This window comes from Knoellia pratensis (assembly GCF_042666395.1).
GTDB lineage: Bacteria > Actinomycetota > Actinomycetes > Actinomycetales > Dermatophilaceae > Knoellia > Knoellia pratensis.
The window spans coordinates 210,390-231,558 of record NZ_JBHTDJ010000002.1; the positions used below are offsets into that span (position 1 = coordinate 210,390).

Below are 21,169 nucleotides of genomic sequence, written 5' to 3' on the forward strand. Positions count from 1 at the left end.
TGACCTGACCACGACGACAAAGGCTGGGTATGCCGGGAACGTGAGTTCCCGGCATACCCAGCCTTTGTCGTTGGGCTGGGTCGTGGTCAGTAACCCAGGCCGTGGCCGAAGGGGAACAGCTCGCCGGAGCCGTCCGCCTTCGGGATCGAGACGGGCAGCTTGCCGACCGGGTTCACCTCGCCGAACATCACGCGCACCAGTGACTCGACCTGGTGGGCGGTGTAGCCGAAGGTGTCCACGACAGTCGCCGCCTCGGGGAACGATGCGACGTCGTACGGGTTGCGCATCGCCGCAACCACGACAGGCTTTCCGGTGGCGAGCAGTGCCTTCACCAGCTTGGTCTGAGCCACCGCGGCCGGAGTCGGCAGTCCGGTGGCCGCGTTGACGGCGTAGGCGTTGTTGGTCGAGACCACCACGAGGTCGGCGGACTGCGCCGCCGCGACAGCGTTGGAGATCGCGGTCGCTGACGGTGTGGTCCCGGACTCGCGGACCTGGGTCGTGGCGCCGCGTGCTGTGAGTGCGGTCGCCATCGTCTGGGTCGTGCCGACACCCCAACCGGCGACGAGGACCTTGCGCGGGCCGGCGTCCAGTGGCAGCAGGTCGGCGTCGTTCTTGACGAGGGTCGTCGTGCGGTTGGTGATTGCCTGCGCGTCGGCCAGGTGCTGCGGGGCGCCCATGATCTGGGGCGCCGCGGCCACGTCGACCATCGGGTCCTGGAAGATGCCGCGCTGGTACTTGTGGAGCAGCACGCGATAGACGGACTCGTCGATGCGCTGCTTGCTGATCACACCGGTGTTCACGGCATTGAGCACCGCGCTCATGGCCGTGTCCATCTGCACGGGCACGAGCAGCTGGTCAGCGCCGGCGAGCAACGCCTGGACCGGGGCCACGTCGGGCGGGTACGTCGCCGCGGCGCCTGCCATGTCGAGCGCGTCCGTGACGATGAGCCCCTTGTAGCCGAGCTCGTTGCGCAGCAGTCCGGTGAGGACCTTGTGCGACATCGTGGCCGGGACACCCGGGTCGATCGCGGGCATGACGACGTGGGCGGTCATGATCGTCTCGACCCCGGCGTCCGCTGCCGCCTTGAAGGGCGGCAGGTCGATCTCGTGGATCTGCTGCAGCGTGTGGGTCACCTCGGGCAGTCCGAAGTGGCTGTCCACGCCGGTGTCGCCGTGGCCCGGGAAGTGCTTGGCAACGGAGGAAACGCCCCCCGCGCGGAAGCCCTTCACCTGAGCCACCGCGAGGTCGGAGACCAGCTTGGCGTCGCCGCCGATGGAGCGGATCCCGATGACAGGGTTGTTCGGGTTGATGTTGACGTCGGAGACCGGCGCATAGTCCTGGGTCACGCCGACGGCGGCGAGCTCGGTGCCGATGACCTCCGCCGAACGCTGGGCGTCCGCAGCGGAGCGGCCGGCGCCGAGCGCCATGTTGCCGGGCATCTGTGTCGCCGGCGCACCGAAGCGGGCGACGAGGGCGCCGCCCTCCTGGTCGACCGAGATCTGCAGCGGGATCTTGGTCGGCTGCGCGAGTGCTGCAGCCTGCAGGCCGTTGGACAAGGTGGCGACCTGGGCGGGGTCTCCGATGTTGTCGTCGTTGTTGCGGGTCGTGTAGTAGATGACGCCGCCCGGCTGATACTTCGCGATCGCCTGGGCGGGGGTGTCGACGCCGAAGAGCCGCTGGTTGGTGGCCTTGGCCGTGGCACTCACTGTGTTGGCGTCGCGACCGGCCACCTCGATGACGAAGAGCTGGCCGACCTTCTGCTCCAGCGTCATGTGGTTCATCTGGCTGATGATCTTGCCGCGGTAGGGCGCGTCGCCGGAGTGGCCCGGATCCCCGCTCGCAGATGGACCGAACGCCGCAGCCATCGCCACGGCAAGGCCGATGGCAGGCACTTGGACCAAGGTCCGGTTGCGACGGGTGGTGGATGCTGGCCGATCAAACATGTGGCACCTCCGGGCTCACGTACCCCCAGGGAGGGGAACGAAAACGACACTAGGCCCGACGGTGCGTGTTGGGAAGCCCCGGCCGTGGCCATCTTTGTGGAGGAAATATGCGGACGGGCGTCGGCACTAGTCTCGGTGGATGAAGATCCAGGAGCTCGACTACGGCGATACACCTTGGGGTGTCATCAGCCTTCGCCGGCGCTGGGACCGCATCACCGAGCGAGACGTGCACGAGGTCAAGTTGGGGGACGACTTCCTCATGTCCAGCCAATTCACTACTGGTGAGCGGGAATTGGCGAGGATCGGTCTTGCGGCCGTGGCCGCGGCGTCCGGCACGTCGCTCACGGTCCTGGTCGGCGGGCTCGGGCTGGGTTACACCGCGCTGACCGCTCTCGAGGACGACCGTGTCTCCGAGCTGACCGTGATCGAAGCCCTGCCGATGGTCATCTCCTGGCACGTGCGCGATCTGTTGCCCGACACCGAGGGGATGGCTGCCGATCCACGGGTACGCCTCGTGCCCGACGACTTCTTCGACGTGGTGCGGGCCGGCCGGGCCGACCGCACCTACGACGCCGTGCTCGTCGACATCGACCACGCACCCGACTGGCTGCTGCGCGACGACCACGGTGACCTCTACACGGTCGAGGGGTTCGCTCGGGTGGGCGCGATGCTCACCGACGACGGGGTCTTCGCGCTGTGGTCCGACGAACCGCCCGAGCCCGAGGTCGTCCGGCGCATGGGCGAGGCCTTCGAGCACGCCGACGCCCACGTGGTCCCGTTCCCCAACCCGATCACCGGCGGCGAGTCCACCAACACCGTCTATCTGGCCGTTCGACCGCGTCGCTGAGAACCGTTGACACCAGACCCCGACAGGACGACGTTGGGATCATCCGTCAACGCACTCCAAGGAGAGGAACGCGTGATGGCAGCATCCATCTTCGCCCGCATCGGCTCGATCAAGGGTGAGTCGCAGGACGCCAGGCACAAGAACGAGATCGACGTCCTGTCGTGGACCTGGGGCGTGTCCCAGACCGCCACCCCGGGCCGAGGAGGGGGTGGGGGAGCAGGCGCAGGCGCGGGCAAAGCGACATTCCACGACTTCACCTTCACCCATCGCGTTGACATGGCGTCGCCGCTTCTGATGAAGGCGTGTGCCACGGGTGAGCACCTCAGGGACGCGACGATCACGGTCCGCAAGGCGGGTGGCATTCAGCAGGTGTACCTCATCGTCACCATGACCGACCTCCTCGTCACGGACGTCTCCATGAGCGTCATTGGCGAAGGGGACGTCACGACGGAGAGTGTCGTGCTCACGTTCGCCAAAGTCGACCTCGAATACAAGCCGCAGAAGCCTGACGGCTCGCTGGACACCGGGGTCCATTTCACCTACGACCTCAAGGCGCGCAAGCAAGTCTAGTTTTCGCTGGGAGGAGATCCGCCGGATGGGCGGGGCCTTCGACCACGCCGACACCCACGTGGTCACCTTCCGCAACCCCGATCACCGGTGGAGAGTCGACCAACACCCTGCACTTGGCGGTCGGTCCTCGCCGTTGAACGCACCTGCGCCCAGCTGCGGCTTCGGCTCGGCTTCGGCTTCGGACTTGTTGCGGCTTGGCGCAAGAAATCGAAACGGCGACAAACTCTGACGGGTTCGCCCAACGCCTTGCCGCGACAATATTGCGCGTACCGTACCCTTCAAAGGTACGATTAGCGTATTTATGCGAGAGGAGGAGTTATGACCCGACAAACTGGCCTGCCAGCGGAGCTGGCTCAGGCGCCGCTCCGCACTGTGCGCGCGCGTGACGTCACTGTGTACAAGCATGTGCGTCCGCAGCTGGCTCGCCTCACTCAGGCGGGGCTACTCCACCGGCTCGCCAACGGCTACTTCACGGTCGTGCCGCAGGATCGCGTGGGAGCCGAGTGGATGCCAACGCTGGAGGCCGCCGCGGCTGGGGTCGCGGCCGCAGACTTTGGCGCACGTGGTTTCGCCCTCATGGGGATCAGCGCCGCGCGAGTGCACCATGCGCTTCCCCGCGCGGTCGGAGTTGCCCTCGTGGCCGCGCCGCGCCGCCGCGGACCTGTCCACATGACCGACCGGAATGCCGTCGTGCGATTCCTGATCCGAGACGTGGCTGCCATGGAGGTCGAGCTCACGGAAACGGAGATGGGTCGCTGTTTGATCACCACCCCGGAGCAGACTCTTCTTGACTTGGCGCATCGCCCGGACCGGGACGCGCTCGACGAGGATGTCGAGGCCGCAATGCGGGCGCTTGCGGCACGATGCGACGCCGCGTTGCTTGCCGAGATCGCCGCGAACCAACGTTTGGGACGCGCACTTGATCGGGTTCGCCGAGCGGGGCTGGCGACGTGACGGGCGCCGACGCCACGGGATTGTCGTTCGATGACCTCCGCCGAGAGACCGAGCGCTTCGGCGTCGCCGAGGAGCAAGTCCGTCGCGACCACGTCATCTCCCACATCCTTGCGACCATCTCCGAAATCTGCGCCGATGGGGTGATCTTCTTTGGCGGTACCGCGCTCAGCAGAACCCATCTTGCGCACGCCCGATTGTCAGAAGACATAGACCTGATCGCGACGAGCACGCGCGCCGATCTCCTGCAGATGCTCGTCCGAGCTCTCGACAGGGCCTTGATGCGCACGCACGGCCGCCCCGTCTGGAGCCCCGGATTCACCGACCGCGACACCGACGCCGCAGTGGTCTCCACGGCTGGGGTTCAAGTGAAGCTGCAGGTCCTGCGTGGAGAGCACTACTCGGCCTGGCCGGTGGAGCGTGTTGCCGTCGAGCAGCGGTACTCCGACGCCTCGCCTGCCGCGCTCACCGTGCCGACGTTGGCGTCCTTCGCGGGCTGGAAGACGGCGGCCTGGAACGACCGCGCGGCGCCGCGCGACCTGTATGACCTGTGGGCTCTGGACGAGATCGGTGCGCTGACCGCCGAGGCCGCCGAACTGTTCGCTCGGTTCGGCACGACCGGGCATGAGCCACGCCCATTCATGTTTGGTTCTGCCCCTTCAGAGCCGAGTTGGCTCGCCTCTTTGGGCGGGCAGACAAGGTTGACCGTCACCGCGGAACAAGCCCTGGACGCAGTGCGTCGCGGATGGTCGCGTGCAGTGGGCGAGAACTGGGACCAGTTGTGATGTCCAGGGGCTGGGCTGTCCGTCGCCAAACGGGACCACAACGAAAGGCTGGCTATGCCGGGAGGTGAGCTCCCGGCATACCCGGCCCTGTCGTTTCGGTCAGGGGACCGAAAGGTCACAGACCCTTGTAGCGCTCCCACCACGTGAACGGCATGCGGTAGGACGTCGGGGTGTTGTCGGCCGCGTGGCTGGCGAGCCCGTTCTTGCCGATGTAGTAGTCACAGACCTGGTCGCGGGCGATGTGGCCGCCGTCCTTCTGCCAGATGTCCGGGTCAGCGATCGCGACGGCGTGGATGTGATAGCTGAAGCCCTGCGAGGGGGTGCGCAGCCAGGCCGCGAAACCGACAGTGCGCAGCGCCTTGACCTGCTGCCAGCGCTGGGTCTCGGACAGGCCCGACACGGAGATGTCGACGACCCCGCCACCGTCGTGGGTGCCCGCCGAGGCGCCGACGCCACCGGGGTTGTAGCTGCCCTGGGAGAGGCTGAAGTTCCAGCGGGGGAGGAGGTTGTCGGCCGCCTGGAGCATGTTCTTGGTGCGGGTGTTGACGCGCTTGCCGCCGTAGGAGTCGGTGGTGCTGCCGGCCGTGACCTTGTGCGTCACGGTGAAGCGGTTGACACCGAGCTTGGTCAGCGACGTGGGGCCCGGGAGGCCGTTGGCGTCGATGCCGCTGTAGCCGAGCCTGCGCTGCCACGTCGTGTAGGAGCTCGTCGTGCCGTTGCCGTACCAACCGTCGGCCGTCGTCGCGATGCCCTTGGCCTTGAGCGCGGACTGGACGCGGATCGTCGACGTGTTGTCCGACAGGCCGGAGCGCTGGCCGCAGCGGGGCTCGACCTGGGCGGCCGCGAGGACACGGGCCATGTCGACGGTCGGCAGCGCAGCGGCTGTGGTGCCGACCGTGCTGACGGTGGGCGTCGCGGCGGTCGACGGGGCGGCAGCTGCAACGCCGAACGCGAAGGCGCTCACGGCGGCGACGGCGAGTGGTGCCGCCAGGGCGGGTCGGCGGCTGATCTTTCGGTGCTTCATGGTTTCCCCTCCATGGATGTGGGGCTGCCCGATGTCTCGAGCCTCACGCCGGGTGGCGTGCCCAGGGCCGAAACTAGGTCCGCCTCGCGGTCCCTGACCATGGGGAGGACTCCCCGCGGACTCTCCGCGGATCCCCGCAGACTCCCCGCGCAGGCCAGGGTGAACGGCCCACGCACCTCGCTGTGGGATCATGAGGAATCGGCGCGGGGACAGCGCCGCATCACTTGTGCCACATGAAGGAGTGACCGTGAAGGGTCGCGTGCTCGTCGTCGACGACGATCTCGCTCTCGCGGAGATGCTGGGCATCGTGCTGCGCAACGAGGGCCTCGAAGTTGACCACGTCGCCGACGGCTCGGGAGCGCTCGCCGCGTTCCGCGAGACCCGCCCCGATGTCGTCCTCCTCGATGTCATGCTTCCGGGGGTTGACGGACTTGAGGTATGCCGTCGCATCCGTGCCGAGTCCGGTGTCCCGATCGTGATGCTCACCGCCCGTACCGACACGATCGACGTCGTCGTGGGTCTCGAGTCCGGCGCAGATGACTACGTCGTCAAGCCGTTCAAGCCGCAGGAGCTCATCGCGCGCGTGCGCGCCCGACTGCGCCGCGGCGACGACGTCGAGCCCGAACGTCTCACCATCGGCGACCTCGTCATCGACGTCGCTGGCCACTCGGTCAAGCGCGAGGGCGAGTCCCTCAGCCTGACGCCGCTCGAGTTCGATCTGTTGGTGGCGCTGGCCCGCAAGCCGTGGCAGGTCTTCACCCGTGAGGTGCTGCTGGAGCAGGTGTGGGGCTACCGCCATGCCGGTGACACGCGCCTCGTCAACGTGCACGTGCAGCGCCTGCGCTCCAAGATCGAGAAGGACCCGGAGCGGCCCGAGATCGTCGTCACGGTGCGTGGCGTGGGCTACCGGGCGGGGCCGGCCTGACCATGGCCGCAACGCCGACCAAGACGTCGGTCGCGTCAGGGGCCACCTCGTCGCCCACGTTGGCTCGGCAGGTTCAGCACGTCGGTGGACAGGCCATGGGCGGTCTGCGCCAGGTGGGTCGGGTCGTGGTCGCGACCACCAGGGCGCTCACGCGCACCTGGCGGCGGTCGCTGCAGTTCCGGGTCGTCACCACCACGGTCATCCTCGGCCTCGTCGTCGTCTCCCTGCTCGGGTCCTACCTCTACAACGAGATCGCGACCGGCCTGGAGAACGACAAGATCCAGACGAGCGAGTACGAAGCCCGAGGTCTCACCGCCACGGCCCAGAAACAGTGGGAGAACACCACGGTGACGACGGCCCAGGATCTCAACCAGGCGGCCCAGGACATCATGGGCTCGAAGCTGACGCCTCCCGGTCCCGAACCGTCGCGCTACGTCGTCATGCTCCGAGGGGTCAAGAACACCGAACCCACCCAGCTCAACGCGCTCGAGTCCAACAAGGTCGGCCTGTCCTCCGTCACCCAGGACATCCGCCAGAAGGTTGCCGCCGACCCGACCCACCAGCAGAAGATGGTGAGCGACGTCATCATCAACGGGAAACAGGTGCCCGCCGTCTTCATCGGGACCGGTGTGGACGTGCCCATCGCTGGCCGCTACGACCTCTACTACATCTATCCGATGACGCAGGAACTCCGGACGATGAGCCTGATCTCCACCGCGTTCGGCATCGCCGGGTTGATCCTCACCTTCCTCGTCGGTGCGGTCGCCTGGGTGGTGACCAAGCAGGTCGTCTCGCCCGTGCGGCGCGCCGCCGAAGTGGCCGAGCGTCTCGCGTCGGGCAAGCTCAACGAACGCATGGCGTCGCGCGGCGAGGACGACCTTGCCCTGCTGGGCACGTCGTTCAACGCGATGGCCGACAGCCTGCAGGCGCAGATCCGCCAGCTCGAAGGGCTGAGCCGCGTGCAACAACGCTTCGTCTCCGACGTCTCGCACGAACTGCGGACCCCGCTGACCACCATCCGAATGGCTGGCGACCTCCTCTATGACTCGCGCACCGACTTCGACCCCATGGTCGGGCGCTCCGCCGAACTCCTCCAGGGCGAGCTCGACCGCTTCGAGCTGCTGCTGTCAGACCTGCTCGAGATCAGCCGGTTCGACGCCGGCGCCGCGGCCCTCGACCTTGCTCCGGCGGACTTGCGCGGCACCGTGGCGGGAGTGGTCGCGGCCGCCCAGCCCCTCGCCGACCGGCGCGGCTCGACGATCGAGATCGTCGCCTCGGGACCGGTGCGGGCCGAGGTGGACGAGCGCCGCGTCGAGCGCATCCTGCGCAACCTCGTCGTCAACGCCATCGAGCACGGCGACGGCAAACCCATCACCGTGCACCTGCGCGATGGAGACGGTGCCGTGGCCGTCGTCGTCGAGGACCACGGCGTCGGGCTCCGCCCCGGTGAGGCCTCGATGGTCTTCACCCGGTTCTGGCGGGCAGACCCTGCCCGGGCGCGCACCACCGGCGGCACGGGTCTTGGCCTTGCCATCGCCCTCGAGGACGCTCGTCTGCACAGCGGCTGGCTCCAGGCGTGGGGCGAACCAGGAGTGGGGGCCCGGTTCCGGCTCACCCTCCCGCAAAGGTCCGGTGTGTCCCTGACGTCGTCACCGCTGGCGCTGTCGCCCGGGGAGCGGTCGTGAGCTCCCTTGCGCGACAGGCCTCTTCGGGACAGGCACCTTCGCGACAGACACCTTCGCAACAGGCCGCTCCAGGTCGCCGGCGTCGCGCACGCGTCGCCCTCGTCATCCTGCTCACAGTCGTGACCACGGTCCTCGCGGGCTGCAGCAGCCTTGGCAGGGCGCGGGAAGCCGAGCCCGGCCTGGAGGTGCGCGGAGGTGACTCCGAGCCGGTGCGCGCGATCTACCCGCCGCCCGTCGATGGGGCGACCCAGCAGCAGATCGTCGCCGGTTTCGTCCGAGCCGGTGCCGCGAGCGACGGCAACTACGAGACCGCACGCAGCTTCCTCACCCCCGAGGCTGCCAAGTCGTGGGTCGCCGAGGGCGAGATCGTCCTCTACTCGACGACCACACCCCTCGTCGTCACACCACAGGCGCCCAACGCCGCCGTGCTCGTGGGCGCGGTCGAGGGAACGATCGGCACCGACGGTCGCTACATCAACGCGGCGCCGACCGCGAGACGGCGCGTCATCTTCGAGTTCGCCCGCATCAAGGGCGAGTGGCGCATCAGCAACCTCCCCAAGGAGTTCGGTCGCTGGATCACCACCTCCGACCTCGGCCGTCTGCTCAAGCCCTACACGCTCCACTACCTGGCCACCGACCGTCGAACCCTTGTCCCCGACCGACGGTGGTTTCCTCGAGACCACCTGGCCACCCGACTGGCACGCGCCCAGCTCGCCGACCCACCGGCATACCTCGGCAACGCCGTCCGCAACGACATCCCGCGCGGCTCGCGCCTCACGGCCGACTCCGTGTCCGTCAATGACGGCATCGCGCGCGTCGAGATCATCGGGCGCGTCCCCACCGCCAGGGTGCAGCGCGAGAACGTCTGGGCCCAACTGGTGTCCACGCTGTTGCAGGACCCCAGCATCCAGGGCGTGACCATCAGGGTTCAGGACGTCACCCTTGAACTGCCCGACGTCGACCTCCCCGTGCGCACGATCGAGCAGGTGGGCTTCCCTGTGACGCCGACGCAGGTTCCGGGACGTCCCGTCGTGCGCCGTGGCGCCTCCCTCTACTTCCTGCCCAACTCGAGCGCCGTCGATCGCGACCCGACCAAGTCCGGGCACCCCGACATCCAGCCCACCTTCCATTCGCTCGCCCTGTCGGGCGACGGCTCCGAACTGACGGCGGTGGACCCCGACGGCTCCGGGATCTCGCGCTTCCACGACAAGACGCAGTACGAGATGCCGTTCTTCGGCACCGCGGTGGGCCACCCGACCTACGACACTCGCGGCTACATCTGGGTCGGCGGCATCGGCCTCGATGAAGAATCCGACCTCAGACTGTGGACCTTCAACACGGCCGGCGACCCGGCCACCCAGCGCCAGCCGACAGCCAAGCCGGTCAACGCCGCGTGGCTCACCAAGCGTCGGGTCATCGAGGCCAAGCCGTCGCCGCAGGGGGACCGAGTCCTCGTGCTCCACACGGCCGCGAACGGGACCGATGCCCGGATCGACGTCGCCGGGGTCATCCGCACGCCCGCCGGGGAACCGCAAGGGCTGTCCGCCCCCTTGCGCCTCGGCAGCAACCTCGTCGAGCCTGCGGGACTGGTGTGGCTCTCCGACGTCACCGTTGCCACGCTCGCTCGCCGAGGGGGAGCCAGGGAGCAGCGACGCCCCTACGTCATCTCGATCGACGGTCAGGAGCAGTCGCTCACGGAGGTGCCCAAGGGTGTAGCGATCACCTCCACGGGAGGAGAGCGCGACATCGTCGTGACCACCACCGACGGCACCGTCCTCGGCCGGGCCGGGCAGCAGTGGCTCTCGCTCGGCCGCGGCACCGACGTCGCCATCGCCGCGCGCTGACCCGTCCACAGGCATGACGTCGGGGACGCTCTGTCCACAGATCGCCGGTTGACGCTGGCGCCCGGTCGTGGCAACGCGACAGTCTCGGAGGATGCTCTCGGACCTCGTCGACCTCGTGCTGCCGGCGTCGTGCGCGCTCTGCCACCTGCCCCTTGGCCCCCTGTGCCCGAAGTGTCGCCGTGCCGTCGACGACTGCCTCCATCCCTCGCCTCGCCTCGCGCTCCCCTCACCCCTCCCACCGGGTATGCCGTCGTGCTGGGTTTCCGGGGAAGCGAGCGGAGCGCTGCGCGCGGTCGTCACGGCATACAAGGATGAAAACCGGCGGGACCTGCGCCGAACGCTCGGGGCACGGCTGGCGCCTGCCTTGCGAGCAGCACTGGGAGACAATGTTTCTGCGCGCCAGGCACTGCGAGGTCGTGGGTTGGTCGTGGTGCCGGTGCCGGGCTCGCCGCGCGCCCGCCGACGACGGGGAGACGTGCCGCTCCTGCCGCTCGTGACATCGGCCGTGGTCGGGCTCGGCGGGCGTGTCGTCGTCGCCAATGTGCTGTCGGCAACGCGCGTGACGCGTGACCAGTCCGCCCTCGACGCGGGGGAGCGGGCGAGCAATCTGGCGGGTGCGATGACGGTGCGAGCACGCCATCGGCTGGTCCTGGAGGGTGCGGTCTGCGTCGTTGTCGATGACCTCGTGACGACGGGAGCGACCCTCGCGGAGGCGGCGCGGGCCCTGCGCGACGCGGGCGCCGGTGAGGTGCTCGCCGCAGCGATCGGGGCCACGCGCAAGCGTGTGGAGCCTGTCAGGACATTCCCATGAGCCTCCCCTTGAAAGGGGGTGCGGACAGGTCTAACGTCGGTGCATGAGACGCATCCTCCCTCGGAGGTGGTGCCGCCGCCCTGAGCCCTCGACAGGCCCCTACTGGTAGAGCTCGCCACGTCAATCCTCAGGAGGACTAGTGGACATCGTCGTCACCGGACGCCATACGACCGTCTCGGACCGATTCAGGGAGCACATCGCGGAGAAGTTGGACAAGGTCCAGCAGTTGGCTCCGCGCACGCGCCGGATCGAAGTCGTCATCAGCCACGAAGCGAACCGCCGCCAGGCCAAGGCCTGTGACCGCGTGGAGATCACCTGTCACATCAAGGGTCCGGTCGTGCGCGCCGAGGCATGCCAGGAGGACAAGTACGCCGCCCTCGACGTCGCCCTCGAGAAACTTCTCGAGCGCCTGCGTCGCAAGCACGACCGGACGGTGCGCCGTGGACGCCACGCCGCCGAGTCGGTTGCCAGCGCGACGGCCTTCGTCCCCGCCGAGACCGGTCCCGACGAAGCAGCAGAGTCCGATGACGTTGGCCCGTTTGGCGATTCGCCGATCGAGGTCCGCGAGAAGGTCCACATGTCCGCGCCGATGAGCCTCGAGCAGGCGCTGCGCGAGATGGAGCTCGTGGGTCACGACTTCTACCTCTTCCACGACACCGAGACCGACAGGGCGAGCGTCGTCTATCGCCGCCGGGGCTGGTCCTACGGCGTCCTTCACCTCGACCTCAATGGGCAGGTGCCCGACAGTTCGGCCGAGGCCGACGCGGCGGGCTACGACGAGCTCGAGGACCCGGGCCCTCCCGTCCAGGGCTCTGTCTCGGAGCGCGCAGAGGCATCGTGATCACCTGCCCCGACGTCACCTCCGTCGCTTCGGCACACGAGGTTTTTCGTTAGGCGCACGGGGACGGACTCGCCGTGGGACTATGACCTAGTGAGTCCGTCCCTTTCCGAACAGGGTTCTCGGGCCTCCGCCTTGGGGGAGGCACGGGAACGAATCCGCATCGTCATCGCTGATGACCATGACCTCTACCGTCGAGGTATGCAGGCCGTCATCGGTCTCGAACCCGACCTCGAAATCGTCGCCGAAGCCTCATCCGGCGGCGAGGCCGTCGAGAAGTGCTTCGAGTTCGATCCCGACGTCGTCCTTCTCGACGTCCGCATGCCCGGCAACAGTGGCATCGAGGCCTGCACGGCGATCAAGGAAAAAGCGCCACGCACCAAGATCCTCATCCTGACCGCGTCCGATGACGAGTCCGATCTCTTCGCTGCCATCAAGGCTGGCGCGAGCGGTTATCTCCTCAAGGACCTGCCGACGGAGCAGATCGCCGAGTCGGTGCGCATGGCGCACAGTGGACAGTCGATGATCCCGCCGCACATGGCCAGCCAGCTCATCGCCGAGTTCTCCCGACTGAGCAACGAGCCGCCCAAGGAGGCGACGGCTGGTCCGCGGCTCACCGAGCGCGAACTCGAGGTGCTCGGTCTCGTGGCACGCGGCAAGGCCAACAAGGAGATCGCGACTCAGCTGTTCATCAGCGAGAACACGGTCAAGAACCACGTGCGCAACATCCTTGAGAAGCTCCAGCTCCACTCGCGGGTCGAGGCGGCGCTCTATGCCATGCGGCGCAACCTGATCGAGCCCGAAGCCTGATCCTCTCCCGGGGTGTGTCGGTGGGTGCCGCCATGATGGGGCCCATGCGACTCAGCACCGTGGTGGCCCGTCGGATCGCGCTTGCGGCACAGGGCTTCGGTGTCTTCAAGCCTGAGCCGTGGAGCGCGACCTCCCGGCACGTCCAGCGGGTCATCGACACGGTGGGCATCGTGCAGATCGACAGCGTCAACGTCGTCTCGCGCAGCCACTACCTGCCGTTCTACTCGCGTCTCGGGCCGCATGACAGCACGCTCGTTGACCGGGCGCGCGATCGGGCGCCGCGGCGCCTGGTTGAGTACTGGGCGCACGAGGCCTCGCTCATCCCGCCGTCGACCTGGCCGCTGCTCGACTTCCGGATGCGTCGTGCCCATGACGAGTCCTGGGGCGGCATGCAGAGCGTCAAGCGCGAACACCCCGAACTCGTCGACGCCGTCCTGGTCGAGATCGCTGCCCGCGGGCCGCTGACCAGTCGTCAGCTCGAGGCTGCGCTGGCCCACGACCTGCCGCGGGACCGCGAGCAGTGGGGCTGGAACTGGTCGTTGGTGAAGTCCGCGCTCGAGCACCTTTTCTGGGCCGGCGAGGTCAGCTCCGCCGGGCGCAACAGCCAGTTCGAACGCCGGTATGCCGTGCCCGCACGCGTGTTCCCCCCGCACCTTCGCGGGGTTGCCGAGTCTCCCGGGGCGCGTCCCTCGGATGAGGAGGCCTTCGTCGAGCTCATCCGCATTGCGGCCCGGGCGCATGGCGTCGGCACCGAGCAGTGCCTGCGCGACTACTTCCGGCTCAAGCCGCACCAGGCCGCACCGGCCATTGCCTCGCTCGTGGAGGCGGGCGAGCTGGAACCGGTGACGATCGAGGGATGGAAGCGGCCGGCATACCTGCATCCGAGCGCACGACGACCACGACGCATCTCGGCGCGCGCGCTGTTGTCTCCGTTCGATTCGCTTGTCTGGCAACGCGAGCGGACCTCGGCGCTGTTCGGGTTCGACTACCGGCTCGAGATCTATGTTCCCGAGGAGAAGCGGGTCCACGGCTACTACGTGCTGCCGTTCCTCCTGGGTGAGGATCTCGTCGCGCGCGTCGACCTCAAGGCAGACCGGGCCGGTGGGCGGTTGCTCGCGCGTCGGGTGACGTGGGAGCCGGGGCGCGGCGGAGTCGACGAGACGCGCGAGCTCCACGAGGAACTCGAGTCCATGGCCAACTGGCTCGGCCTGCGTGAGGTCGAGGTCACCGCGTGAGCTGGGTGCCGCGGCTCGCGACCTGGCGTATGCCGTCCGGTCCCGCCGGTGCCATCACGGACGTTCCGGGTGTGCGCGTGGGACACGCGACGGTCGTGGATGCGACCCGCGGTGTGGCGACCGGAGTGACCGTCGTCGTGCCGGCGGACGTCGAGGCCCGGCCACTGCCTGCCGCGGCTCACGTCATCAACGGCTACGGCAAGTCCACGGGGCTGATGCAGGTGGGTGAACTCGGCACTCTCGAGTCCGTCATTGCGGTCTCGAGTGTGTTCGCTGCGCCCTGCGTCCAGGCGGCCATGTTGCGGCGGCGCCTTGACCTGGAACCTGATGTGGGAGCTGCTTCCGGAGGGCGATCGGTGAACCTCGTTGTCCTCGAATGCAACGACGCCTTCGTCAACGATCCGCGTGAACACACTTGCGGTGAGGGCGAATTCGCTGCAGCGCTCGCTGTGGCCCACGACGGGCCGGTGGCTGAGGGGACGGTTGGCGCCGGGACGGGCATGAGGACGTTCGGGCTGGCCGGCGGATTCGGCACGGCGTCGCGCGTGCTCGAGACGGGGGAGGGCACGCACGTCCTTGGCGTCGCACTCGTGAGCAACTTCGGAGTGTGGGGCGACCTCACCGTGGGTGGGCAGCTGGTTCAGTCGGCCGTCGAGGTCCCGGCTGCGTCCTCGGCCGACGATGAGCCGGCGGGGTCGGTCGTCATCGTCGTTGCGACCGACGCGCCCTTCGACAGCGCGACCCTGCGCAGAGTCGCCGTGCGAGCCCAGAACGGGCTGGCCCGCACCGGCTGCGTGACGACTCACGGCAGCGGGGAACTCGTGCTCGCGTTCAGCACCACGACTGGGCCCGTGGAGGAGCCTGGCGCCGAATTGCTCAACGGTGCCTTCCGGGCCGTCGCCGAAGCCGTCGAGGAAGCCGTCCTCAGTGGACTCGCCCACGCCGAGCCGGTCACCGGCCGCGAAGCCCGCCTCCTCCCCACCCTGCGCGACCTTCCACTAAGGCCCTGCTGACTTTTCGACTTCGTGCCCCACACGGACAACTCGCTGGCGCTCGTTGTCCGTGTGGGGCACGAAGTCGGGTTTGGTCTTGTCCGGGCGGGGCACGAAGTCGCTAGTTGTTGAGGAGTTCCCAGTGGTCGGCCGGGCCTACTGAACCGTCCGGCGCCTGGGCGGCGGCCTCGTGGCCCCACTTGGTGAAACCGGCCGACTCGAGGACCGCGTTGCTGGCTGCGTTGTCGGCAGCGGTCTCGGCGACAAGGCGTCGCAGCCCCACTCCGCCCTCGTCCTTGCTGGCGAAGGCGTGCTGGACCGCGAGACGGGCAGCGGTCTTGGCCGCGCCCCGCCCTCGAGCGCTCGGATAGAGGTAGTAGCCGAGCTCGGCCGTGTCACTGTCGAGGATCGCTCCGCTGTGGACGAACACGAGTGCCTCGCCGAGTGCCGCGTCGGTCTCTGCGTCGGCGATGCACCAGTTGAAGCTCAGCCCGCGGGCCATGACGAGGCGTCGGCGGACGAACCAGTCGTCCCACGTCTCGGCGGTCGGGATGGCCCCGGCCGGGACCCAGTGCGAGGGGTGGTTGGGGGCCTCGGCGTACTTGCCGTCGCTGTCGCGCCACGGGCGCAGCCGGATCCCATCGGCTTCGAGGACCGGGGGAGTGATCCACGCGGCGCGTGGCTCCATCGCGTCGTCGCGCCCCAGGCTGCCGAACCAGGAGTCGACGAGCCCGCCCTCGCCATGGGCGACATGCTCGGGGAGGGTCGTGAGGAACTCGAAGCCGGCGGCGCGTGCCGGGCCCCACGAGGCGAAGTTGCCACGCTCGGCGTACCAGTCGATGCGCTTGCCGCCGCCGTCGAACCAGTACTGGCAGACGAGCTTGAGCGCCCGAGCCATGAGTCCGCGTCCACGGCCCTCGGGGTGCAGCCCGTAGCCGATCTCGGCACGGCCCGCCGCCCGCGGTCGCAAGTCGATCGATCCGAGGAACAAACCGTTGCCGTCCCCCGCAGTGCTCTCTTCGATGGCCCAGACCTGGTCGCCGCCCTCGTCCCAGCCCTTCGCGATGTCTCCGATCCACTCACGACCCATGTCAGCCGTGTAGCCGCGCGGGACCTGGGTCCACCGCACGCTCTCGGGGTCGGTGCACTGCTCGACGATGCGGTCGACGTCGTGCTCGCTGTGGGCGCGAAGGCGCACCACACCATCGGTGAGGATCGGGACGGAGTCTGGGAACGGCATACCCGAATGTCATCACGGAAGGCCGCGAGCCCGGAACCGAATTACCCGACCCCCTCGTTGGAGACCGATGAGCGCCCTATCAGGTGCTGCCCGGCCGCACGGCTCGACTACCCTTGGCAGGTCTCGTGGAGTGCCAGAGGGACAGCCGAGTGACACATTTCATGAACGAGGAGTCCTACCCGTGGTGAAGATCGTCGAGAAGCTGCTGCGCGCCGGTGAAGGCCGGATCGTCAAGAAGCTCGAGAACGTCGCCGGCCAGATCAACGCGATCGAAGAGGACTTCGTCGCGATGAGCGACGACGAGCTGCGCGGCATGACCGACGAGTTCCGTTCTCGCCTGGCCGACGGCGAGACCCTCGACGACATCCTTCCCGAGGCGTTCGCCGCGGTCCGTGAAGCGGGCAAGCGCACCCTCGGCAAGCGGCACTTCGACGTGCAGCTCATGGGTGGCGCCGCCCTGCACATGGGCAACGTCGCCGAGATGAAGACCGGTGAGGGCAAGACCCTCGTCGCGACCCTGCCCTCCTACCTCAACGCCATCGAGGGCAAGGGCGTGCACGTCATCACGGTCAACGACTACCTGGCCGAGTACCAGGCCGAGCTCATGGGCCGCGTCCACCGCGCCCTCGGCCTGGAGACCGGCTGCATCCTGGCCAACATGACGCCCGACCAGCGCCGCGCCGAGTACGCCAAGGACATCACCTACGGCACCAACAACGAGTTCGGCTTCGACTACCTGCGCGACAACATGGCGTGGTCGACCGACGAGCTCGTCCAGCGCGGCCACAACTTCGCGATCGTCGACGAGGTCGACTCGATCCTCATCGACGAGGCCCGCACGCCGCTCATCATCTCCGGTCCGGCCGACCAGCCGACGAAGTGGTACGGCGAGTTCGCCAAGGCCGTCCAGCACCTCGAGCGCGGCGAAGGTGCCGACCAGATGCGTGGCACTCCGAGCCGTGGCGACTACGAGGTCGACGAGAAGAAGAAGACCGTCGGTGTGCTCGAGCCCGGCATCGAGAAGATCGAGGACTACCTCGGCATCGAGAACCTCTACGAGTCCTCGAACACCCCGCTCATCGGCTACCTCAACAACGCGATCAAGGCCAAGGAGCTCTTCACCCGCGACAAGGACTACGTCGTCATGGACGGCGAGGTCCTGATCGTCGACGAGCACACCGGTCGCATCCTCAAGGGCCGCCGCTACAACGAGGGCATGCACCAGGCCATCGAGGCCAAGGAGGGCGTGACGATCCAGAACGAGAACCAGACTCTCGCCACGATCACGCTCCAGAACTACTTCCGCATGTACGACAAGCTCTCGGGCATGACGGGTACGGCCATGACCGAGGCCGCCGAGCTCAACTCGATCTACAAGCTCGGTGTCGTCCCGATCCGCACCAACCGCCCCATGGTCCGAAAGGACCAGGCCGACCTCGTCTACCGCACCGAAGAGGCGAAGTATGCCGCGGTCGTCGACGACATCGCCGAGCGCCACGAACAGGGCCAGCCCGTCCTCGTCGGCACCGTGAGCGTCGAGAAGAGCGAACTCCTCTCGGAGCAGCTGCGTCGCCGCGGCATCAAGCACGAGGTACTCAACGCCAAGCACCACGAGCGCGAGGCCGCGATCGTCGCCGACGCCGGGCGCAAGGGCGCCGTCACCGTCGCCACCAACATGGCCGGTCGAGGCACCGACATCATGCTCGGTGGCAACCCCGAGTTCATGGCGGTCGCTGCCCTCAAGGACAAGGGCCTCGACCCCGTCGAGACCCCGGACGAGTACGAAGCTGCCTGGGACGCCGCCCTCGAAGCCGCCGAGGCGAAGGTCAAGGCCGAGCACGAGGAGGTCGCCGGGACTGGTGGCCTCTACGTCCTGGGCACCGAGCGCCACGAGTCGCGCCGCATCGACAACCAGCTGCGTGGTCGTTCCGGCCGTCAGGGTGACCCGGGCGAGTCCCGCTTCTACCTGTCCCTCCAGGACCACCTCATGCGGCTGTTCAACTCCGGCATGGTCGAGCGGGTCATGAGCACCGCCGGCATGGAGGACGACACCCCCATCGAGTCCAAGATGGTGTCGCGCTCCATCGCATCGGCCCAGAGCCAGGTCGAGGCGCAGAACTTCGAGATCCGCAAGAACGTCCTCAAGTACGACGACGTCCTCAACCGCCAGCGCACCGTCATCTACGACGAGCGTCGCCGCGTCCTCGAGGGCGAGGACCTGCACGAGCAGATGCGCTACTTCGTCAACGACGTCGTCGGTGGCTACGTCGACTCCGAGACCGCTGCGGGCTTCGCCGAGGACTGGGACCTCGACCGGCTGTGGACCGCCACCAAGGCGCTCTACCCGATCTCCCTCACCCAGGAGCAGGTCGTCGAGGCTGCCGGAGGCCGCTCGGGTCTGCGCAACGAGTCCCTCAAGGAAGAACTGCTGTCCGACGCCCACCACGCCTACGACCAGCGCGAGGAGCTCCTCGGCAGCGAGGTCATGCGTGAGGTCGAGCGTCGGGTCATGCTCTCGGTCCTGGACCGCAAGTGGCGCGAGCACCTCTACGAGATGGACTACCTCCAGGAGGGCATCGGCCTTCGGGCGATGGCGCAGCGCGACCCGCTCGTCGAGTACCAGCGCGAGGGCTTCCAGCTCTGGGAGGCCATGAACGAGTCGGTCAAGGAAGAGGCCGTCGGGCTGCTCTTCCATGTCGACGTCCAGGTGGACCAGCCGGCCCCCGAGGTCGCTGCGGCACCGCAGCACGTGTCCGACATGTTCGGTGGACTCGCTGGCTCCGACGGAACCCAGGAACCGGACCACCAGCCACACGTCGAGGTCGCCGGCATCGGTGTCGAGCGTCCCCGCCAGCCCGCGCAGTTGCACTACACGGCACCGTCCGAGACCGGTGAGGTCGAGGAGCGCGACGTCGCGTCACGCGCGGGCAGCAACGGCAACTCGGGTCATGGCAGCAGTGATGGTGCCCTGACCGCGGACCAGCTGGCGAACACGCCCAAGAACGCGTCGTGCCCCTGTGGCTCCGGCAAGAAGTTCAAGATGTGCCACGGAAAGACCGCCTGACCAGCCTTCACCCCATTCTCGACTTCGTGCCCGAAACGGACACGCTGACGGAGGCCTTCGGCCGACGGAGCGTGTCCGTTTCGGGCACGAAGTCGACTGGCTGGTGCGGGTGGTGCTTGCTCAGCCGATCTGGAGGGCTTCGACGCGCCAACGCCCGTCCTGACCTGCGAGGCGCAGCGCCATCGCGCGCACCCGCACGCCCTCGCTGACGACGACGCTGCACTCGGCGACACCATCGGCGGGCTCGCACACGTGCACCGAGCGCACCACCGCGCGCTGGGTGACGGCACGTGACCTGGCTGCGCGTCGCCGAGCGGCGAGGGCACCGCGACGGGCGATCACGGCATACACCTGTGGTGTCGTCCATCGGACGACCTGCGGCGCGGGTCGCAGACCCGACATGACCTCGACGATGGCCTGAGCGATCTGACCCGCCCACGGCTCGGGATCGGGGAGATCGGACCGGGACGTGCTCTGCGGCCCGAAGATCTGCTCGTCGCTCGCGTGGGCGAGGTCCACGGCCAAGGAATCCTGGATGTATGCCGGGTGGCCGAGTTCGTCGCCCGACCTCCGCAGTGCTTCGGCCAAGGGGATGGCCGGCGGGCGCGTCGTCACGGGCGAGTGGACCTTGACGGACCGCAGGTGGGAGGTGGTCGTGGGGCTCATCGGTGCACACTCTCTGTCTGGTCGGCGCCGGGGACGCGCAGGATCTGGCCGGGGAGGATGAGGTCGGGGTCCTCGCCGATGAGGCCACGGTTGAGGTCGAACCAGCGCGGCCACTCGCGAGCGATCTCGGCGTCGGACGCCTGCGGTCCGAGGTGGCGCGCCGCGATCGACCAGAGCGTGTCGCCACGGTGGACGACGACCTCGCGGTCGGTGCTCGGGGCCAGGCGGCTGCCCAGGAGACCCGGGTCGGCCTGTGGGCGCACGCGCGGGGCGGTGGGCGTGAAGCCGGGCGCCGCGGGCTCCGGTGTGAATTCGGGGGTGGCGGGGACGGTGGGCGTGGGGGAGAAGCCGGGACTGAGCGGGGCAGGCGCGAATCCCGGGTCGGGTACGGACACGTCGGCGGCCGACGGGGAGGGCACGAAGCCCGGGTCGGCCACGGAAGCGGCCGTGGTCGAGGGCCGCGGGTTGGCGACGGCCTGGGACGGTCCGCCAGCGACACCAACCCCCACTCCGAGGATGAAAGCCGCAACCCGTCGGGCGAGGGCGGGCGTCAGGCGATCGGCCCACACCTGGGCGGCACGTCCGACGCGACCGGGCACGTGGGCGAGGACCTCGAGGACCGTCCCGAGGACGAGCCAGGCGGCGATGGACAGGGCGAGGGTGGCGGCCGTCAGGGCGAGCAGCTCGTCCGCCGACGCGGGTCCGGGTGCGGTGACGTTGGCCCGGGCCGTGACCCAGGCCATGGCGAGGATCCACGCGGCGGTCGAGCCGACCACGAGGGAGGCCGCGGCGACAGCGATGACGCGCACCACGACATGCGTGGATGGGCCACTTTCATGTCGTTTGGTGTCGTTTGGTGCTGTTTGCATAGGAATGACGATATTTCATGTCGCTTGTGGATGCAACAGGAAGTCGGTGCAGCAGGGACATACGCTCCGA

The 21,169-nt window shown here is 68.4% G+C and carries 18 protein-coding genes; 13 read left to right on the top strand and 5 right to left on the bottom strand.

Going from position 1 to position 21,169, the window contains the following annotated elements; genetic code table 11:
- Positions 1-86: 86 nt before the first annotated feature.
- The gene (locus ACFQRE_RS08100; RefSeq protein WP_380120924.1) at positions 87-1,892 is read right to left on the bottom strand and encodes a glycoside hydrolase family 3 protein; all 1,806 of its coding nucleotides are present in this window, start codon (positions 1,890-1,892) and stop codon (positions 87-89) included.
- A gap of 190 nt (positions 1,893-2,082) precedes the next feature.
- Here ACFQRE_RS08100 and ACFQRE_RS08105 point away from each other — a divergent pair, with 190 nt between their 5' ends.
- The 4 genes from ACFQRE_RS08105 (at position 2,083) to ACFQRE_RS08120 (ending at position 5,096) form a co-directional block, all read left to right on the top strand.
- Positions 2,083-2,790, top strand: coding sequence for a spermidine synthase (locus ACFQRE_RS08105; RefSeq protein WP_380120926.1), 708 nt, complete (start codon positions 2,083-2,085; stop codon positions 2,788-2,790).
- Between the two features lie 75 nt (positions 2,791-2,865).
- Entirely contained in the window at positions 2,866-3,360 is a 495-nt protein-coding gene (locus ACFQRE_RS08110) for an Hcp family type VI secretion system effector (protein WP_380120929.1), read from the top strand.
- 318 nt (positions 3,361-3,678) lie between these two features.
- Complete coding sequence (locus tag ACFQRE_RS08115) at positions 3,679-4,314, top strand: type IV toxin-antitoxin system AbiEi family antitoxin (RefSeq protein WP_380120931.1); 636 nt, start codon at positions 3,679-3,681, stop codon at positions 4,312-4,314.
- A complete protein-coding gene (locus ACFQRE_RS08120; protein ID WP_380120933.1) occupies positions 4,311-5,096 on the top strand; it encodes a nucleotidyl transferase AbiEii/AbiGii toxin family protein in 786 nt (261 codons plus the stop codon). The genes ACFQRE_RS08115 and ACFQRE_RS08120 overlap by 4 nt, the downstream gene beginning before the upstream one ends.
- A 115-nt stretch (positions 5,097-5,211) precedes the next feature.
- Here the strand turns inward: ACFQRE_RS08120 and ACFQRE_RS08125 are convergent, their stop codons facing one another.
- Complete coding sequence (locus ACFQRE_RS08125; RefSeq protein ID WP_380120936.1) at positions 5,212-6,120, bottom strand: peptidoglycan-binding protein; 909 nt, start codon at positions 6,118-6,120, stop codon at positions 5,212-5,214.
- Positions 6,121-6,367: 247 nt separating this feature from the next.
- On the opposite strand from ACFQRE_RS08125, the gene mtrA reads away from it, so the two are divergent.
- The 8 genes from mtrA to ACFQRE_RS08165 all read left to right on the top strand — a co-directional run bounded on the left by mtrA (position 6,368) and on the right by ACFQRE_RS08165 (position 15,281).
- Positions 6,368-7,045 (top strand): MtrAB system response regulator MtrA, encoded by a 678-nt coding sequence (gene mtrA / locus ACFQRE_RS08130; protein WP_380120938.1) that lies wholly within the window; start codon positions 6,368-6,370, stop codon positions 7,043-7,045.
- A gap of 2 nt (positions 7,046-7,047) precedes the next feature.
- Positions 7,048-8,730: an MtrAB system histidine kinase MtrB gene (mtrB, locus tag ACFQRE_RS08135; protein WP_380120941.1), complete on the top strand. Its 1,683-nt coding sequence runs from the start codon at positions 7,048-7,050 to the stop codon at positions 8,728-8,730.
- A gap of 119 nt (positions 8,731-8,849) precedes the next feature.
- A complete protein-coding gene (locus tag ACFQRE_RS08140) occupies positions 8,850-10,574 on the top strand; it encodes a GerMN domain-containing protein (protein ID WP_380120943.1) in 1,725 nt (574 codons plus the stop codon).
- 91 nt (positions 10,575-10,665) lie between these two features.
- Positions 10,666-11,385, top strand: coding sequence for a ComF family protein (locus ACFQRE_RS08145; protein ID WP_380120945.1), 720 nt, complete (start codon positions 10,666-10,668; stop codon positions 11,383-11,385).
- Between the two features lie 139 nt (positions 11,386-11,524).
- Positions 11,525-12,226: a ribosome hibernation-promoting factor, HPF/YfiA family gene (gene hpf, locus ACFQRE_RS08150; protein WP_380120947.1), complete on the top strand. Its 702-nt coding sequence runs from the start codon at positions 11,525-11,527 to the stop codon at positions 12,224-12,226.
- 90 nt (positions 12,227-12,316) lie between these two features.
- Entirely contained in the window at positions 12,317-13,033 is a 717-nt protein-coding gene (locus tag ACFQRE_RS08155; protein ID WP_380120949.1) for a response regulator, read from the top strand.
- A 44-nt stretch (positions 13,034-13,077) separates the two neighbouring features.
- Complete coding sequence (locus ACFQRE_RS08160; protein WP_380120952.1) at positions 13,078-14,268, top strand: winged helix-turn-helix domain-containing protein; 1,191 nt, start codon at positions 13,078-13,080, stop codon at positions 14,266-14,268.
- Positions 14,265-15,281 (top strand): P1 family peptidase, encoded by a 1,017-nt coding sequence (locus ACFQRE_RS08165; protein ID WP_380120955.1) that lies wholly within the window; start codon positions 14,265-14,267, stop codon positions 15,279-15,281. Before ACFQRE_RS08160 ends, ACFQRE_RS08165 begins: the two co-directional genes overlap by 4 nt.
- 100 nt (positions 15,282-15,381) lie before the next feature.
- Here the strand turns inward: ACFQRE_RS08165 and ACFQRE_RS08170 are convergent, their stop codons facing one another.
- The gene (locus ACFQRE_RS08170; RefSeq protein ID WP_380120956.1) at positions 15,382-16,500 is read right to left on the bottom strand and encodes a GNAT family N-acetyltransferase; all 1,119 of its coding nucleotides are present in this window, start codon (positions 16,498-16,500) and stop codon (positions 15,382-15,384) included.
- Between the two features lie 181 nt (positions 16,501-16,681).
- Here ACFQRE_RS08170 and secA point away from each other — a divergent pair, with 181 nt between their 5' ends.
- A complete protein-coding gene (gene secA / locus ACFQRE_RS08175) occupies positions 16,682-19,564 on the top strand; it encodes a preprotein translocase subunit SecA (protein WP_380120957.1) in 2,883 nt (960 codons plus the stop codon).
- Positions 19,565-19,684: 120 nt separating this feature from the next.
- Here secA and ACFQRE_RS08180 read toward each other — a convergent pair whose 3' ends face one another.
- Positions 19,685-20,230: an Rv3235 family protein gene (locus ACFQRE_RS08180; RefSeq protein WP_380120958.1), complete on the bottom strand. Its 546-nt coding sequence runs from the start codon at positions 20,228-20,230 to the stop codon at positions 19,685-19,687.
- Positions 20,227-21,099: a LysM peptidoglycan-binding domain-containing protein gene (locus ACFQRE_RS08185; protein WP_380120960.1), complete on the bottom strand. Its 873-nt coding sequence runs from the start codon at positions 21,097-21,099 to the stop codon at positions 20,227-20,229. The genes ACFQRE_RS08180 and ACFQRE_RS08185 overlap by 4 nt, the downstream gene beginning before the upstream one ends.
- Positions 21,100-21,169 lie beyond the last annotated feature (70 nt).